Origin of the sequence: Paramagnetospirillum caucaseum, from assembly GCF_000342045.1 — a bacterium.
GTDB classification, from domain to species: domain Bacteria; phylum Pseudomonadota; class Alphaproteobacteria; order Rhodospirillales; family Magnetospirillaceae; genus Phaeospirillum; species Phaeospirillum caucaseum.
Genome location: NZ_AONQ01000010.1, coordinates 71,962 through 87,539 on the forward strand (window position 1 = coordinate 71,962; position 15,578 = coordinate 87,539).

12 protein-coding genes and 4 pseudogenes are annotated in these 15,578 nt (G+C 59.6%); 9 read left to right on the forward strand and 7 right to left on the reverse strand.

Features of this window, described 5'->3' with window-relative positions; translation table 11 throughout:
- Positions 1-20 precede the first annotated feature (20 nt).
- The 3 genes from H261_RS05495 to H261_RS05505 all read right to left on the reverse strand — a co-directional run bounded on the left by H261_RS05495 (position 21) and on the right by H261_RS05505 (position 2,854).
- Complete coding sequence (locus H261_RS05495; protein WP_200860231.1) at positions 21-533, reverse strand: sigma factor; 513 nt, start codon at positions 531-533, stop codon at positions 21-23.
- Positions 534-819: 286 nt separating this feature from the next.
- The gene (locus H261_RS05500) at positions 820-1,650 is read right to left on the reverse strand and encodes a hypothetical protein (protein WP_008615249.1); all 831 of its coding nucleotides are present in this window, start codon (positions 1,648-1,650) and stop codon (positions 820-822) included.
- On the reverse strand, positions 1,610-2,854 hold the full coding sequence (locus H261_RS05505; protein WP_008615252.1) for a hypothetical protein: 1,245 nt from the start codon (positions 2,852-2,854) through the stop codon (positions 1,610-1,612). Before H261_RS05505 ends, H261_RS05500 begins: the two co-directional genes overlap by 41 nt.
- Positions 2,855-3,205: 351 nt before the next feature.
- Between H261_RS05505 and H261_RS05515 the strand changes: the two genes are divergently transcribed.
- The 5 genes from H261_RS05515 to H261_RS25355 all read left to right on the forward strand — a co-directional run bounded on the left by H261_RS05515 (position 3,206) and on the right by H261_RS25355 (position 6,026).
- Positions 3,206-3,652: a DUF2924 domain-containing protein gene (locus H261_RS05515; protein ID WP_008615254.1), complete on the forward strand. Its 447-nt coding sequence runs from the start codon at positions 3,206-3,208 to the stop codon at positions 3,650-3,652.
- Positions 3,652-4,992 carry a recombinase family protein gene (locus H261_RS05520; protein ID WP_008615255.1) on the forward strand — a complete coding sequence of 447 codons (1,341 nt, stop codon included), beginning with the start codon at positions 3,652-3,654 and terminating at the stop codon, positions 4,990-4,992. The genes H261_RS05515 and H261_RS05520 overlap by 1 nt, the downstream gene beginning before the upstream one ends.
- A complete protein-coding gene (locus H261_RS05525) occupies positions 4,989-5,393 on the forward strand; it encodes a hypothetical protein (protein ID WP_008615256.1) in 405 nt (134 codons plus the stop codon). Before H261_RS05520 ends, H261_RS05525 begins: the two co-directional genes overlap by 4 nt.
- A gap of 94 nt (positions 5,394-5,487) precedes the next feature.
- Positions 5,488-5,733 (forward strand): hypothetical protein, encoded by a 246-nt coding sequence (locus H261_RS05530; RefSeq protein ID WP_008615258.1) that lies wholly within the window; start codon positions 5,488-5,490, stop codon positions 5,731-5,733.
- A 125-nt stretch (positions 5,734-5,858) separates the two neighbouring features.
- Positions 5,859-6,026 (forward strand): hypothetical protein, encoded by a 168-nt coding sequence (locus tag H261_RS25355; protein WP_161625006.1) that lies wholly within the window; start codon positions 5,859-5,861, stop codon positions 6,024-6,026.
- 334 nt (positions 6,027-6,360) lie between these two features.
- Here the strand turns inward: H261_RS25355 and H261_RS23240 are convergent, their stop codons facing one another.
- The 3 genes from H261_RS23240 to H261_RS05545 are packed head-to-tail and all read right to left on the reverse strand — an operon-like array spanning position 6,361 to position 10,808.
- Positions 6,361-9,210: an EAL domain-containing protein gene (locus H261_RS23240; RefSeq protein WP_008615260.1), complete on the reverse strand. Its 2,850-nt coding sequence runs from the start codon at positions 9,208-9,210 to the stop codon at positions 6,361-6,363.
- A 4-nt stretch (positions 9,211-9,214) separates the two neighbouring features.
- Entirely contained in the window at positions 9,215-9,652 is a 438-nt protein-coding gene (locus H261_RS05540; RefSeq protein ID WP_008615261.1) for a response regulator, read from the reverse strand.
- Between the two features lie 7 nt (positions 9,653-9,659).
- A complete protein-coding gene (locus tag H261_RS05545; protein WP_161625007.1) occupies positions 9,660-10,808 on the reverse strand; it encodes a sensor histidine kinase in 1,149 nt (382 codons plus the stop codon).
- Positions 10,809-11,078: 270 nt separating this feature from the next.
- Between H261_RS05545 and istA the strand changes: the two are divergent.
- A pseudogene (gene istA, locus H261_RS05550) lies at positions 11,079-12,116 on the forward strand (IS21 family transposase); the annotation flags it as partial.
- A gap of 14 nt (positions 12,117-12,130) precedes the next feature.
- On the opposite strand, the pseudogene H261_RS05555 reads toward istA, so the two are convergent.
- Positions 12,131-12,595 (reverse strand): annotated as a pseudogene (locus H261_RS05555) (IS66 family transposase); the annotation flags it as partial.
- Between H261_RS05555 and H261_RS23785 the strand changes: the two are divergent.
- From H261_RS23785 to H261_RS24725, 3 genes and pseudogenes are all read left to right on the forward strand, one after another.
- Positions 12,584-12,757 (forward strand): annotated as a pseudogene (locus H261_RS23785) (ATP-binding protein); the annotation flags it as partial. The pseudogenes H261_RS05555 and H261_RS23785 sit on opposite strands and share 12 nt — an antisense overlap.
- Positions 12,758-13,649: 892 nt before the next feature.
- Entirely contained in the window at positions 13,650-14,879 is a 1,230-nt protein-coding gene (locus tag H261_RS05565; protein WP_008615266.1) for a response regulator, read from the forward strand.
- A 184-nt stretch (positions 14,880-15,063) separates the two neighbouring features.
- Positions 15,064-15,578 (forward strand): annotated as a pseudogene (locus H261_RS24725) (hypothetical protein); the annotation flags it as partial.

Genomic DNA, 15,578 nt, shown 5'->3' on the forward strand with positions numbered 1-15,578 from the left:
CAGCAGGCTGAAAAACCGTCTCACGCCGCCTGGAGGCCAGTGGCCATGAGGCACAGCAGGATCTCCTTGAGCCGGCGGTACAGGCTGCTGCGTGCGCCCTGGCCGGCGGCGGCAAGGCGGTCGATGGTGGCGTGGGAAAGGGCGACGCAGAGGGCATCGTCGCCGGGGGCAAGGCAGCCGAGACCGCGTTCAATGTCGAGGCGCCGCTCGACGGCGGTGAAGGCGTCCGTCGGCTGGCCCAGCACTGCCGCCAGTCCCTCGTCCTCGGCGATGAGGTCGCCGCGGCTGGCGCCGTCCATGCCGGCCATGGGCTCGTCGAGGGAGATTCCGTAGAGCAGCCGCTCCCGCTTGGCCTTGGCGGCAATGCGCGTGGCCCGGTGCGTCATGATGGTGCCGACGAAGGCGCCCAACGAACCACGCGCGGGATCGAACGACCCCAGGCGGGCAATCACGTCGAGCAGCAGATCCTGGCGAAGGTCGTCGAGATCGTCATGGGGCAGCCGAAGCTGGCGCCGCAAGCGGCGTGCAGCCACATCGGCCTCGCGTTGCAGGACTTGGAGATCGGAGGGGGAGAGCGAAGGGGACATCGGAGGAAGCCTTGGTCATCAGTTGCGATGACCACAGGCTGCCCGATGGGACGAGCCGCTTGGTGGGGATGGGGTGGGAAAACGGTGGGCGAGTGTGGGTGCTTGGTGGCTACTGGCGCAGGTCGATTTCGTCAGGGGCCAATGCCAACCAATAGGCTGGCGGGCTTCGCCTGTTCCGGATCAGGTCACGGATAGCATCGGCATCTGGTTGGCCGGCAGCCAATCCGTCCCGCTACTCGCGAATGATGTCGCGGGCCTGCCTTCCAGTCCGGTCTTCAATGTCGCGGTTTGATACGACGCCATTTCCGGTAGCGGCGCTCTGCGCCAGCATCACGAGAAGACGGTGAGGCTGACCTGAAAGCAGAATGCTCCTGCCGTCGAGTGTTGTCGTCCCAGACGATTCCCTGATGATCAGCCGCGGTGTGTGCCCGATGGGCGGGACCAGCCTGAATACGTCAATGGCGAACGGATTTTGGTCACTCACGCCGACGACGTCCAAGGCGGCGGCGACATAGGGGCCGGCATCCTCAAGGCATCGGCGCGCCTCTCCAGGTATACCCTTGGGTACCAGCAGGGCGATTGGCGAACCTCGGGCAGCCCTTGTCAGCGCTCCCATCAGTCCCGGCTGGATGGATGCGGCGACAGACAGAGCGGCAAACACGGCCTGACCGCCAACCGTGGTGCCCAACTTCCAGAGTCCGGGAAGGATGCTTTCCGGATCCTTGTTCAAACCGCTGTTGCTGCTGATCAACCGCATGAGCATGGCGGGATCGATGCGGAAACTTCGGATGTCCTCAGCAGAAAGCTCTACGTCGGCTCGATGGTCGTTTGGGCAAGCCGCGATCAGTTGGCCTTTGATGCGCTGGATCGGCCGGGCATCGAGTCCGCAATCGCAATCGCTGCAAACGCTCCATGTGTCGGCAGCGCGATCCTCGGCCAACACCCCTTGCGCCAGCAGCCGATCGAAATCCCGACCGAAATGGGGAGCCGCCACCCGGCCCCATAGGACCGGGTGCTCGGCTTCACTCAGCCGCAGCAGCAGCCTCGACAGCGTCTCGATCATGACAGAATCCGTTGCGGCGGAGCAGGTCCATGATACGGCCCTCGAACATCAGCCGCTTGAAGGCGGCCGTATCCGGCGGCTTGATCTTGATCGTCACCCTGGTCGGCTGAGGGCGGCCAGATGCGAAATGCACTCGCAGGATCATGTGGCCGAGGCGGAAGTTCTCGGGGCCGAAGACAAGACCTCGCGTCATTTCCGCCAGCCTCGCCAGGGCGTTGCCGCGGGTGTCGCGCGCGATCAGCGACCACACCACCTTGATATCGTCGGTGCGGGGATCGGTCGCGATCCTGTCCGCCTGAACCTCGACGATCTGAACGCGCACGATGCCGGTATCGAAGGCGTGGTCCACCGTGAATCCCAGTCCGGTCCGTTCGACCGCAGCCAGGGTATAAAGGTTGCGGCTGTTGGATCCGGCAAAAAAGTCGGGCAGCCCCAGCATGGTGGCAGCGAAGATGGCTGCGAGTTCGGCACGGCGGGCCTTGAGGATGCCACCAATCTTCAGCCGTCCTGTTGCAGGCGCATAGGCCAGGACTGCGTGGCCGGCCGCCTGAAAGCTGATGACCCGTTCCTCGCCACCGTCGATCACCGGTGTAATGGTGACGGGTGCCCCATAGGTGACGACAATGTTGACCTCGTCGTCGTCCTCGTACCAGCCGATGCGGCAATAGTCGCTCTGGAGTTCGCGGGCGAACATCTCTCCAGCAGCCCGCTTGAACATTTCTTTGGTTCGATCCTCAAGTCGGGGCTCGATGCCTTCCTCCGCGCCGGCGAATTCGGTTAGCGTCGCCTGGGCCTCGAGTGCCAGCAGGTCGGAGGCCGCATCGAATGCATCACGGTGATCAAGGAACATCAGCAGCGCGACATGCTTCGGATCGAGCCGGATCGGTTGCCCGGTTGTGTCAACAGGTTGGTCGATGGCCGCGCCATAGCGGACAGCCTGCTCCAGCAGCATGCGCATGCCGGTCTCATTGCCGAGTTCAGCGATTCGGTGCAGGTCGGCCACCAACCCCTGGGAGAACCCGTTCTCCGGCCCGGCAAAGAAGTCGAGCAGCGCCTGGCGGGCGTCGGCAACGTCACCATCGAAGATTGCGAGATCGAAGTTGATCTGATTGACGGGCTGGCGCTCAAACAGGCTGCGCAGCAGGCCGAGATCGACGGTTTTGGTGAAGCGCGGATTGACGAATTTTTTCAGATCCTTGGCCATTCGACGCTCCTCTACGCCCGACCGATGTTCCTAATAAGTTCTTAAGCGAAAACGGGCTGGGGAGTCGAGTCAAAAGCGATGATTGGGACGAAACAGGGCTGCACTGGGTAGTTGACCTTTAACGCCAATGGATCAGCGGAACAGCATGTCCGGCCCCAATGCACTATCTCCCGACCACATGACCGCCGCCGAGCGCCTCGACGAAATCGCCGAGATTCTGGCGACCGGGGCCATGCGCCTGATGGCGCGGAAGTCCACTCGTTTATCTGCTGACGCCGGAGACTGTTCCGTCGACTTCACTGGCCACCAGAGCGTCCATGGGTCTGACCGCAAGTGCAGGAGACCCCGTAAATGACAACCGCAATTCTTACCCAGGTGGCCGAATTGCCCACCCTGCCGACGCCCAAGTTGAAGGCGATGTGGCGGGAGCTGAACGGCACAGAGCCGCCGCCCTACAACCGCATCTTCCTGGTCAAGCGACTGGCCTACCGGATTCAGGAACTGGCCTTCGGCGGATTATCGGTGCAGGCCGAACGCCGCCTTGACGATCTGGTCGATGAGCTGGATGGCAAGAAGAAGCCGAAACCCAAGGACATGACCGCCCCCATCGTCGGCACCAAGCTGATCCGGGAATGGCAAGGCGTGCTGCAGGAGGTGACCGCCCTGGCCGACGGCTTCGAATGGCAGGGCCGCCGCTACCAGAGCCTGTCGGCGGTGGCCCGCGCCATCACCGGCACCCGCTGGAATGGGCCGCTCTTCTTCGGTCTGCGCAAGCACGGCAAGCTGGAGACCCGCTGATGAACCCGCCCAAACCCATGCGCAAGGTCCGCTGCGCCATCTACACCCGCAAGTCCTCGGAAGAGGGGCTGGAGATGGAATTCAACAGCCTCGACGCCCAGCGCGAATCCTGCGAGGCCTATATCACCAGCCAGAAGGCCGAAGGCTGGGTGCCGGTGCCCGACCGCTACGATGATGGCGGCTTCTCCGGCGGCACTCTCGAGCGTCCCGCCTTGAAGCGTCTGCTGGCCGACATCGAGTCCGGGCTGGTCGATGTGGTGGTGGTCTATAAGATCGACCGCCTGTCGCGATCGCTGATGGATTTCTCCAAGCTGGTCGAGGTGTTCGACCGCAACGCCGTCACCTTCGTCTCGGTGACCCAGTCGTTCAACACCACCACGTCCATGGGCCGGTTGACGCTCAACATCCTGCTCAGCTTCGCCCAGTTCGAGCGGGAAGTGATCGGCGAGCGCATCCGCGACAAGTTTGCCGCGTCGCGCCGCAAGGGCATGTGGATGGGCGGCGTCCCGCCTCTCGGTTATGACGTGGTTGCCCGCAAGCTGGTGGTCAACCAGCCCGAGGCCGATCTGGTCCGCCACATCTTCGACCGCTTCCTCAAGGTCGGCTCCGCCACCCTGCTGGTCAAGGAATTGAACGCCGCCGGTTACCATACCAAGTCCTGGACCACCCAAGACGGCAAGCACCGCGACGGCGCGCCCATCACCAAGAACTTCCTCTACAAGCTGCTCGACAACCGGGTCTATCTCGGCGAGGCAGTCCACAAGGGCGAAGTCCATGCTGGCGAGCATCCCGCCATCATCGACCGCGCCACCTGGGACAAGGTGATGGCGGTGAAGACCGACAACGCACCCCGTAAGCGGGCCAACGCGGTGCGGTCCTCGACCCCGGCGCCGCTGAAGGGGCTGATCCACTGCGCCCACTGTGGCCGGGCCATGACGCCGAGCCATACCCGCAAGAAGGGGCGGCTGTACCGGTACTATACCTGCATGAAGGCCATCCATTCCGGCCATGAGTCCTGCCCGGTGCGCAGCATTGCCGCCGGTGAGATCGAGGCGGCCGTCATCGGACAGGTCCGGGCCCTGCTGCGCGCCCCCGAGATCCGGGCGCGTGCCGAACGGATGGCACCAACCATGTCGCCGGGCGATCTGCACGCCGCCCTCGATCGCTTCGAGGCACTCTGGGACGAGCTGTTCCCGGCCGAGCAGGCCCGTATCCTCCAGCTTCTGGTCGAGAGAGTGGCCATCGCCCCAGACGGCGCCGAGGTACGCCTGCGCGCCGAGGGGCTGGCCAGCGTCATCACCGACATTACCGCCCAGGCCGGCGACAGGAGCGCGGCATGACCGCCGACATCCGGATCGACACCCTGACCATCCGCGTGCCGCTGACCCTGCGGCGGTATGGCGGGCGCAAGCTGGTGATCGTGCCCGAGGGAGGGGGCGTTCCAGTCCGGACCAAACCCACCCCCGACGATACCCTGCTGAAGGCGCTGGCCCGCGCCCATCGCTGGAAGCGCATGCTGGAATCCGGGCAGGTGGCATCCCTGAACGAGTTGTCTGAAGCCGAGAAGATCAGCCCATCCTACATGACCCGAATCTACCGCCTGACCTTGCTGGCCCCCGACATCGTCGAAACCATCCTCGACGGCCGCCAGCCGCGCACCCTTCAACTGGCCGATCTGATGGACGACATGCCGGTGGAATGGCACCGGCAGCGGGAGATGTTTGGGATGGCGACGCGGTGACCGGGCGCGCGAATTCCGGCGGGACCATGCATATTGACAAAAGAACGAAATAGAAACACTCTGCGGCAGTCGCCCTTGCCGCAGGAATACCGCCATGGCCCTCGAAACCTTGTTCATCTGCCAGCCGTACATCCTCGGCAAAAGGGGTGGACTGAAACCTCAGCCGCCCATTTCCTACAAGACCGAACCACAGGCCCTGCAACGCGCCAGCCGCATGATGGAGGGTGGCAGCGTTGCCGGCGTGGATGTCGTCCGTCAGACCGCTGACCCTGAAATGGGCGATTACGACGAGCCTGAGTTTCTGCAGCGTCTGGGGTCCGTGCCGAAGGCCGAAAACTGAATTGTGATTGGCCATCCTGCCTTTGCCGGCTGGGTGGTCATTGTATGCAATTGTTCACGGACGAGCGGGCGGATGCGGTGTAGACATCAGCCGTCGTCAAGAATAGCAGACCTTGGGAGGGGCAAATGCGGGCGCAAGACTTCGGGCTTGATCGGTGGATATGGGAGCCGTCGCTGGACGATCTCCTCGACGATCCAACCATGCATGCCTTCCTGCTGCGGGATCGCCTTTCCGTCGATCATGTGCGGACCCTCGTCAGGGAAGTCAGGCAGCGTCTCGCCCGCGCGGCGTGAAGGCGGCCGGGGTGTAAGCCATGCTCGGCGACCGGCAGATGCGGGCCGTGCAACTGGCCGACCTGATGGACGACATGCCGGTGGAATGGAACCAGCAGCGGGAGATGTTCGGGGTGGCACGTTGAGCTTCTTCCTGGCGTCGGTCTCGAAGTGCCGGACATGATCCACAGCCGGCATGGCAGACTTTGCCGCTGACTGGCGGCTGCCGGGGGCACAGCGGTCGCCTGTCGCGCCGGGGCCGACGGGCCCTTCCTGACCCAATGCTGTCGTTCACTGGCCTAGGGCGTGTCGTCAGCCAAGGGCGGCATCGCCAGTGTGTGACGTGATGGCATGATCAACAGATTCCCTTGCTCCGCCGTGCAAAATCCTCGAACCCAACCAAAGGAAGCGGGTGACTGAAAAAATAGCCCTGATAGGCATGACATCCAGAGTTTGCTAAGAAGTCCCGCTGCCCGACCGTTTCAACACCTTCAGCGATGACATTTAATCCGAGGCTGTCCGCAAGGGCAACGATGGTCTTGGCTATCGCCGCATCGTTCGGATCGGTAAGGATGTCGCGGACAAAGGACTGGTCGATCTTCAACTGGCTCAATGGCAGAAGCTTCAAGTAAGAAAGCGATGAATAGCCGGTACCAAAATCATCGAGGGAGAAGCTGAACCCGAGATCCTTCAGCCTCCCCATTTTGGCGATGATCTCATCGACGTTCTCCACCAGCATGCTCTCGGTCAGCTCAAGCTTAAGTTTTCGCGGATCGGCACCTGTACCGCGTACCACAGCCAGAACCTGCTCAACGAAATCAACTTGGTGGAATTGTTTGGCACTGACATTCACGGCCAAGGTCAGATGGGCCATCTCCGAACGCCCCGCCCAAGCGGCGATTTGCGCACAACCGAATTCCAAAACGCGGCGGCCAAGGCTGAGGATTAGCCCCGTTTCCTCGGCCAATGGAATAAAGTCCCCGGGTGACACCAATCCTCGCTGGGGATGATGCCACCGAGCAAGAGCTTCGGCTCCCGTCAAAAGCCCCTGACCATCTACCTGAGGTTGAAAGTAGAGGAGGATCTGATCTTCCTTTATTCCCTCTCGTAAATCCGCTTCAAGAGTGGCACGGGCCTTGATCCTCGCCTGTAACTCGGGGGCAAAAAAGCGTAAGGTATTTCGCCCTGCTGCCTTGGATTGATACATGGCGATGTCCGCCTGCTTCATCAGTTCATCGATGTTGTCACGTTGGCTCCCAAACAGAGTGATTCCAATACTCGCTGTGCTAAAAAACAGGCTTCCGGCGATCTGGTAGGGAGCGCCAAGTGTCACGAGGATTTTTTCTCCTACGGCCTTTGCTTGACTGGCAGCCTCTTCGGAATCCTCGCTCAGGTCTGCCAACAAAACGACAAACTCGTCACCGCCGATTCGCGCAACGGTGTCGGAGCATCTGAAGTTGGCGTATAGGCGCTTGGCGACTTCCTGCAGTAACAGATCGCCGTTGGAGTGACCATGGGCATCATTTACCCTCTTGAAATCATCTAGATCAACAAATAGCAGGGCACCATCCCGTTTGGTGCGGGAGCTGGCGGCTAACGCCTGCTTCAATCGATCACTCAAGAGACGGCGATTGGGAAGATGGGTCAGCGGATCAAAGTAGGCCAATTCATTGACTTGTTCCTCGATCGCCTTGCGTTTGGAGATATCTCGAAAAATACCAATATAGTGGGTTACCTCACCTGAGGCCTCTTTCACCTGGGTCAGTGTCAACGATTCTGGGTAGATTACTCCGTCCTTTCGGCGGTTCCAGATTTCGCCCTTCCACATTCCCTCGCGATTGATGGTTTCCCACATCGTGGAATAGAAGGCCGCATCATGACGCCCGGATTTGAGCAGGTTTGTCTTTTGTCCGACAGCCTCCTCGACGGGGTAACCCGTAATCTTTGTGAAGGCTTGATTGACCCGGAGGATCACACACTGTGCATCGCTGATGACCATGCCATCCGCAGACTCAAACGAGGCCGCCGCAAGGCGCTGGTTGGTCTCAGCCTGCTTGCGTTCGGAAATGTCGGAGTAGATCCAAATGCTACCCTCTTGTGGTTGTTTCGGATCAATCGCTCTCCCGGTAAGAACTCCCCAGAAGATTTCCCCGCTGCAACGGCGCAACTGCAATTCCTGCTCGAAATTCAGCCCACGCCCAATCACGTCGTAGGCCTTGCGCCCGATGTCTTCGAAAAGCTCATCTGTCGCGTAGAGAATTCTTGTGCTTTGCCCCAAGGGTTCACCAGGTTCGTAACCGAAAATCTCCTCAAACCGTCGATTACAGGTGATGATGGTGCGATGGCGGATCAGCACGATGCCAACCAGTGCATTCTCCAGGATGGCGTCCTTTTCCGCCATGACGGCGGCCATCATGGCCTGATGATGTTTGTGCTCGGAGATGTCACGAATGATGGCGGTGAAAAACTCGTTCGGACCGAGCGTCCAAGACGAGAGCGACAGCGACAGCGGAAACTCATCGCCATCCTTCCTTCGTCCCACGATCTCGACGGTGGTTCCAATAATTTTGGGGCAACGGTGGTCCCAATAATTTTTAAAGCCCCGGTTATGGGCTTCAACGTGCCGGTCAGGGATGATCAGGGTCACCGGTTGGCCGATGGCTTCGGCTCTCTCATGGCCGAACATTCTATGCGCGGCAGGGTTCCAGTTCTGGATGATCCCGTCGGAGTCGCAGGTAATGATGGCATCCTGAGCCGACTCGGTAATGGAGCGAAAATGAGCTTCGCGTTCCCGCAGAGTGTTCTCGGCCTCTCTCCTCGCCCTAATTTCGGCCACCTCGGCCAAAGCACGGCGGATCGCGGGAACGAGACGCGTCAGGTTGTCTTTAAGGACAAAATCAATAACACCCTGTTTCAACAGTTCAACCGCCCGCTCTTCCCCAAGGGTGCCGGACACTAGGATGACAGGTAGGTCGGGGCTTTTGGCGCGAACCTTCGCGAAAACCTCGGAAAATCTCATGCCCGGCAGATTGAAGTCGGACAGCACCGCGTCCCAATGGCCTGTACTCAACGCCTTCTCAAGCCCATCCAGACGGTCTATTCGTTCACATCGTGTGAGCAGCCCATGCCGCGCAAGATACCGCTCAATTAAGGCGAAATCGGCTGGATTGTCCTCTATGGACAGCAGGTTCAGCGGCTCATCCACTGCATTATCTCTGCGGCGGTTCGTTGATGGCGATCCAATACACTCCTAGCCGGGATACACTTTCGGCGAATTCATGAAAATCCACCGGTTTGCGCACAAAGCTGTTTGCCCCATTCTCATAACTGCGTAAACGGTCGCGTTCCTCGTCGGACGAGGTCAGGATGACGATGGGCAGCAATTTGGTGCGAGGATCGTTCCGCAACCGCGCCAGCACATCCAGACCACTGATCCGTGGCAGGTTGATGTCCAGCAGAACAGCAACCGGCAGGTCTGCCGAAGCGCGATGGGTGAACTCACCGGTTGCAAATAAATAGTCGAGTGCCTGCTGGCCGTCACGAACAACGTCTATCCGGTTGGCGACATTGGCTTTGCGGAGCGCCCGGAGAGCCAACATCTCATCCTGCTCATTGTCCTCAACCATCAGCAGAGTCGAATTCTTCATAGCTCATTTACCTCATTTTTGACTGCGGAAGTGAGAACATGAAGGTGGCTCCCGTACCGATGGATGCTTCAGCGGAAATTGTGCCGCCGTGCCGCTGGATGATCCGACCAACTGTCGATAGGCCGATGCCGATGCCCGGAAATTCGTCCTGGCGGTGGAGACGCTGGAATGGTGCGAACAGTTTGTCGGCATGGGCCATATCAAACCCAGCACCATTGTCGGAAACGCAGATGGTGGTGGCGTCCTCGTCACGTTGCCCGTAGACGCGAATGGTCGGGTCGGCCGCCTTCGCGGAGTACTTCGCTGCATTTTCAAGCAGGTTCTGCATCACGAGCTCGATCAACCGGGCATCACCCCAGATCGTCAACCCAGGCTCTATATTCCATGTCGCAGTAGGGTAAGTTCCTGCGGCTTTTATCATATCTCTCACGGAGGCCGCCAAGGCCGAAACATCTACATTGGTCCTTTGCAATTCCCCGCGCGTAGCGCGGGACAGATGCAGCAAGCCGTCGATCAGGTCGCCCATATGCTTGCCGCCGCGAATAATCTGGGCAAGGTAATGCTGCGCCTCCTTGTCAAGCGTCTCGTGGTGATCCTCGTCCAAGGCAGTACTGAACCCGATCATGGCCCGCAATGGCGCACGCAAGTCGTGAGAGACGGCATAGGCGAAACTGTCCAATTCGGCGTTGGCGGCGCGGAGTTCCAACTCAGTCTCCCTCAGCGACGCCTCTGCCGCTCTGCGCTCCACAATCTCCAGACCCAGCGCAGTGTTGGCGGTCGCCAATTGGGCGGCGCTTGGCAAGGAGAGCGCATGAGGGATAAGCGGCCAGAGGGCAATGGCGGTTAACAATGATACGAGGGCTGTGATCGCCTTGACCATCGCCTGGATACCATAATCCGGCGACCAAAGTGTCCAAAGGTCCGACAAGTGACTGGCTGCGCACAGTAGAATAAACAGGGCAAATGCCATCGCCACCCAGCGCAGATAGATGTCTCTACGCTTTACGATATAGACCGCGATTGCCACACTTATTGATATGTAGGATGCCGCGATAACTCCATCGGAGACGGCCATTGACCAAAACAATTCTGGGCGCCACGACAAGCAAAAGCCGTGCGGTGTCAGACCATTGAGATCTAAAAGATCACCGAGCATAGGCCACTCCTGTAAGGATGAACTGACCGATGAAATCGATTGAAGCTTTTGCCAGACGCCCATGGTGGTTCATTGCCCGCACTGTCTTTAGGTATATTAAGCCATAAACACAGCTTCGCCGTCTCCCCCTAAATGAACGGCTCCTCAGGGCACTCAAGGGCCATAGCGGCCCTTCGCCCGAGAGGCGAAAGTCAGGGCAACAGCGGTCAGTGATAGTGCAGGGTTCGAGCGGCTCAGGCTGATCCACTTCTGCAGTTGTGCGTAACGCCGATCGCGGCGGCCAAGTCTGGCTTCAGCGAGCGTACCGCGCGGCGGCTCGACCATGACCTCCGCCTTCCATCCCAGAAAAATCCAGAGCGGGCATGGCGGACCCGTACCGATCCATTGACCGAGGTTTGGCCACGGGCGTTGGAAATGCTCAAGACCATGCCGGGCATCATGGCCGTCACCATCTTCGAGACCTTGCAGGAGGAATTCAGCCCAGATGCGGTTCCCGATACGGTGCGCCGGACGCTGGAGCGTCGGGTGGCCGATTGGCAAGCCTTCAATGGCGCGGACAAGGAGGTCTTCTTCCCCCAGCGTCATGAGCCGGGGCAACAGGCTCAGTCCGACTTCACCGTGGCCGATGCCCTCGGCGTCACCATCGGCGGCGAGCCGTTCCCCCATCGCCTTTACCATTTCCGTCTGGTCTACAGCGGATGGGAGCACGCCCATGTGATCCTTGGCGGCGAGAGCTTTTCAGCCGTCGCCGAAGGAATGCAGGACGCGTTGTGGAAGCTGGGCGGCACCACGGTGGAGCACCGCACCGGCTCGCTGTCGGCGGCCTACAAGAACCTCGCCCGCGATGCCCAACTCGACTTCACCAGCCGTTACAAGGATCTGTGCGACCATTACGGCATGACGGCCACGCGCAACAATCCCGGCGTGGCAAACGAGAACGGCTCGATCGAATCCTCGAACCTTCATATCAAGCGGCGTCTCGCCCAAGCCCTCCTGCGCCGAGGCAGCCTCGATTTCGAGTCTCTCGATGACTACCGGCGCTTCGTCGATGGCATCTGCGACCGCCATAACGCCAGACGTAAAGCCTTGGTGGCCGAAGAGCGGGAGAAACTCAGGCCGTTACCAAAGCGGCGGACGACCGACTTCTCCAAGGTGACGGTGCCCGTCACGCGCAACAGCACCATCAGCGTTGATCGGGTGCTGTACTCGGTGCCCTCCCGGCTGATTGGGCACAAGCTTGAGGTGCATCTATACGATGACCGCCTTGTTTGCTTCTATGGAGCCACTTCCGTGGGCACCATGGAGCGTGAAGGCAGCTTTGATCAGGCTGCCTGACTGTTGGCGACGCGCGGTAACGGACGCCAGTTCCATGGCAGGAGTTCATCGATCCGGTTGGCGGGATGCCCGGCGATGCGGGCGAGGACGTCGGCCAGCCATGCTTGGGGGTCGACATCGTTCATCTTGGCGGTGACGATCAGGCTGTACATGGCGGCGGCGCGCTGGCCACCGCGATCCGAACCGGCGAACAGCCACGACTTGCGGCCCAAAGCGATGCCGCGCAGGGCGCGTTCGGCGGCATTGTTCGACAGGCAGACGCGGCCGTCGTCGAGGAAGCGGGTGAAGGCGGGCCAGCGCTTGAGCATGTAGTCCATCGCCTTGGCGAGATCATTGCCGCGCGAGAGCTTGGCGCGCTGTTCGCGCATCCAGACTTCCAGATCGGCGACCAGGGGAGCGCTGAGCTCCTGGCGAATGGCGCGGCGCTGCTCGGCGGTCTGGCCAACCAGCCCTTCTCGGCTTGGGGCGACGTATTCCCCGATCCGGCGATGACCGTGGCCTCGATCGACCGTCTTGTCCACCACGCTACCATCATCGAAATGAACGGCGAAAGCTACCGGAAGCGAACCGCCGTTGCCCGCGTCAAAGGCAATGACAGCGCCAGCGACAATTAAAAACGGCTCATCATCCTCGCCGGGGTAATTGTCGTTTCGACGGCGTAGCGACAATTACCCTTCCCACCAGATTGTGACCGCAGCGACAATTACCGTAATTGTCGCTGCACTTCCTTATTGCTGAGCAATGCTTGCTTGTGATAGCGGTATAGGTGCTACTCGACGGTGTCTCATACCGGTCATCCTAATTGTCGCTGACCGGCCACCGTAATTGTCGCGCGCCACATTATCTCGGCGCCGATCTGGACTGAGCCCGTTGAACCGGCCAATCAGGTGATGCAACAAATCATCAAGAAGCCGGACTCGACTCTGGCGATCTGTGGTGAGCAAAATTTGTGTGTCCGTAGCTCCTTGTCGCCAGTCAAGGGGCTGTGGCTAGGCCGAGCGAGGGTTTCGACAGCCATCTCGCTCGGCCATCCAGATCGACTGTTTTGGGGGGGGAGAATGTACCAGCCTCGTCACTATGGCCTGTCGGCATGTCCCAGACTGCATAGCCACCGTTTTCACAGTCGTCGCAGCCATAACCGGGCGTGGGGCGTGTTGCTAATTTGCGCGTGCGCTGCCGGGTGGATTTCCACTTTCTAACAGCCACTCCCTCGACCGCTGGAAACACGACAATGCCTGAGATGGTCGCGCCGCGAAACGTCTGCCAGCCCGAACATGAGGCTGATGCCGCCCCGGAGGTAGTGCGCGATGCCGATCCCGCTGTTGCCGAAGCAGAGGCGGCGTGGGCTGCACTTAGCGACCTTCCCAGGTCCTTCGATGACCTGGTAGGCCATGATGTCCATAGGGACCATACAAGCAATCGGCGGAAGGCGGAGGTCAGAAGTCATGCTACCGATTGTCGCGGCACGCGTTGGCTGTTTGAGCAGACTAGAGCCTGAAGGCCGCTATGACACTGAACCTATCGTTCTTTGGCAAATCCTGTCTTGTCATTGCAGAGGCTGGCGGTCTTCGCCAACTCATCGTTACCGCCCTGCATCAGATTGGCCTACCCAACGTGACGAAGGCGGATGACATCGAAGCCGCCATCTATGAGCTTTCCCAGTCAGCCTACGACGTTGTCATCTGCGCCGAGACCGAGTTTTCCGGTTCGGTGGAGGTGGTCACGCGCATCCGAAGGGATTGTCGCGGGCCAACTGCGGCGCTGCCGGTGATCTACCTGACCGGAAACATGGATCCAGCCCATTTGTCGCTGATCCTCAATTCCGGGGCTAACAGCGTCATGACGCTGCCTATCGGTACGCGGAGCCTGTTGAAAAACCTTAATCGTGCCATGACTGACAGCAGGGAGTTCATTTCTCACCATAATTATCGAGGGCCGTGCCGGCGCGGGAAAAACCGCAACGCTAAATATAGCGGCCCTCGTCGGCGGGCGGCAGATAGCCAACATTCAAATCCACCTTCCGGTTCGTCCGTGCCAAGAGAGGTGCAGGCTACTCAGGTGATAAGGGATAGTGGGCAGAGACCTCTCCTTCCAAGGGCTGAGGAGAACCCATCCTTGTCTGCACGGGAGGCGACCATCCTCAATGGTGTGAACAAGATCGCGGCAAGCATCGAGCGTCTGAGGCAGGACATGCAATTGACTGACGATACCTCGACGCGGAAGCAGTTGCGCGAAGGGTTGCATGAAGCTGCTCACAGGCTGGTCAATTTGCTTGCGCTGGCCGATTTGAGCAATCCCAAAGACGGTCAGAATGAGAATATCCTGCTGAAGAAACTCGATGCCATCAAAGGCACGTTTCTGCAGGTTTTGGCGGACATTGCCCAGCATAGACTTGAAATTGTCAGTTCCGATATTGATCGCATCATAAAGGGAAACGAGTTCGCACTTGGATGTTCGGAGACGCTTTCCGAGAGGCTTGCCGCGGTTGAGGAAATTGTCGCGGTCATGGGGGGGCCGCGAAAACTGGGGGATGGAATGAAGCAATCTCTCGGAAGGGCTTGGAGGGATGTTCTTCGTATCCAAGAAGCCGAGGGTAATTTAACCCTGGTTGAATTGACGCAAGGAAAAAGGGGCAGTGCTGCCAAACCCCTGGGCAAGAGCCGGTTTATGGATGATGAGTTGCAGGTTGCCGCCAGTCAGGCAGAAGTTATGCGGTCACTGAAGGAGAATGGTTGATACCATCGGCCGGAATACCATGCCCAGTGATGAAAATTTGCCTGAATTTGCCCCGTCGATGGTGGTATTCGTCCGGTGACCGGCTCCCACTGGCGGCTCCAGATCAAATGTTTGTGAAGCACGGTTGATATCGCCTGACCAAGGGGTGACGAAGGCTTGTTTGCCGATTCGACAAGAGGATAAAATGCCGGTTGATCGTGCCGCGAGTAGCGAAAATAACCCATCGCCGTTTTCATCACACGTTGATGAACTCGAAGCTGCTAATGATGCCGCTGAATTGCGTTCTGCTCTTGATCGTGTGGTCGAGACTTGGTTACCCCGTCGCGAACACAAAGATCCTTTGCACGAAATGATCCGCCTGTTCTTTACGCACCACGCAAGCGGAAACAGCGCGACCGCACCTGAAAAGCTTCTTATTTTGCGCCAATTCAGCATGGAAACTCTTCGTGCTGTCGCCGAGAAGCACAAAATGCTCCTTGCTCGGTCATCGACCTTAGAGGGTGTCGTCGAGGCCACAGCCATTAATTTGGCTGAGGCGCCGAGTTATCCGCCTCGCACATCATTCGACGAGATCTTCGCCGACGCGATGTGCTGGCGTCCTCGATCGATTTTGTCTTTCTTTCATCGCCGCAACCCAGAATGCGCGCGCAATTTGAAACCATCTTTTGCCCTCTCCCCGGACTTTTCCAAGAAGTTTGC

Coding starts and splice junctions, on each gene's coding strand:
- H261_RS05540 (WP_008615261.1), bottom strand. CDS start 9,652: ATGAAGAATTCGACTCTGCTGATGGTTGAGGACAATGAGCAGGATGAG.
- H261_RS05520 (WP_008615255.1), top strand. CDS start 3,652: ATGAACCCGCCCAAACCCATGCGCAAGGTCCGCTGCGCCATCTACACC.
- H261_RS05530 (WP_008615258.1), top strand. CDS start 5,488: ATGGCCCTCGAAACCTTGTTCATCTGCCAGCCGTACATCCTCGGCAAA.
- H261_RS25355 (WP_161625006.1), top strand. CDS start 5,859: ATGCGGGCGCAAGACTTCGGGCTTGATCGGTGGATATGGGAGCCGTCG.
- H261_RS05565 (WP_008615266.1), top strand. CDS start 13,650: ATGACACTGAACCTATCGTTCTTTGGCAAATCCTGTCTTGTCATTGCA.
- H261_RS05500 (WP_008615249.1), bottom strand. CDS start 1,650: ATGATCGAGACGCTGTCGAGGCTGCTGCTGCGGCTGAGTGAAGCCGAG.
- H261_RS05525 (WP_008615256.1), top strand. CDS start 4,989: ATGACCGCCGACATCCGGATCGACACCCTGACCATCCGCGTGCCGCTG.
- H261_RS05545 (WP_161625007.1), bottom strand. CDS start 10,808: ATGCTCGGTGATCTTTTAGATCTCAATGGTCTGACACCGCACGGCTTT.
- H261_RS05505 (WP_008615252.1), bottom strand. CDS start 2,854: ATGGCCAAGGATCTGAAAAAATTCGTCAATCCGCGCTTCACCAAAACC.
- H261_RS05515 (WP_008615254.1), top strand. CDS start 3,206: ATGACAACCGCAATTCTTACCCAGGTGGCCGAATTGCCCACCCTGCCG.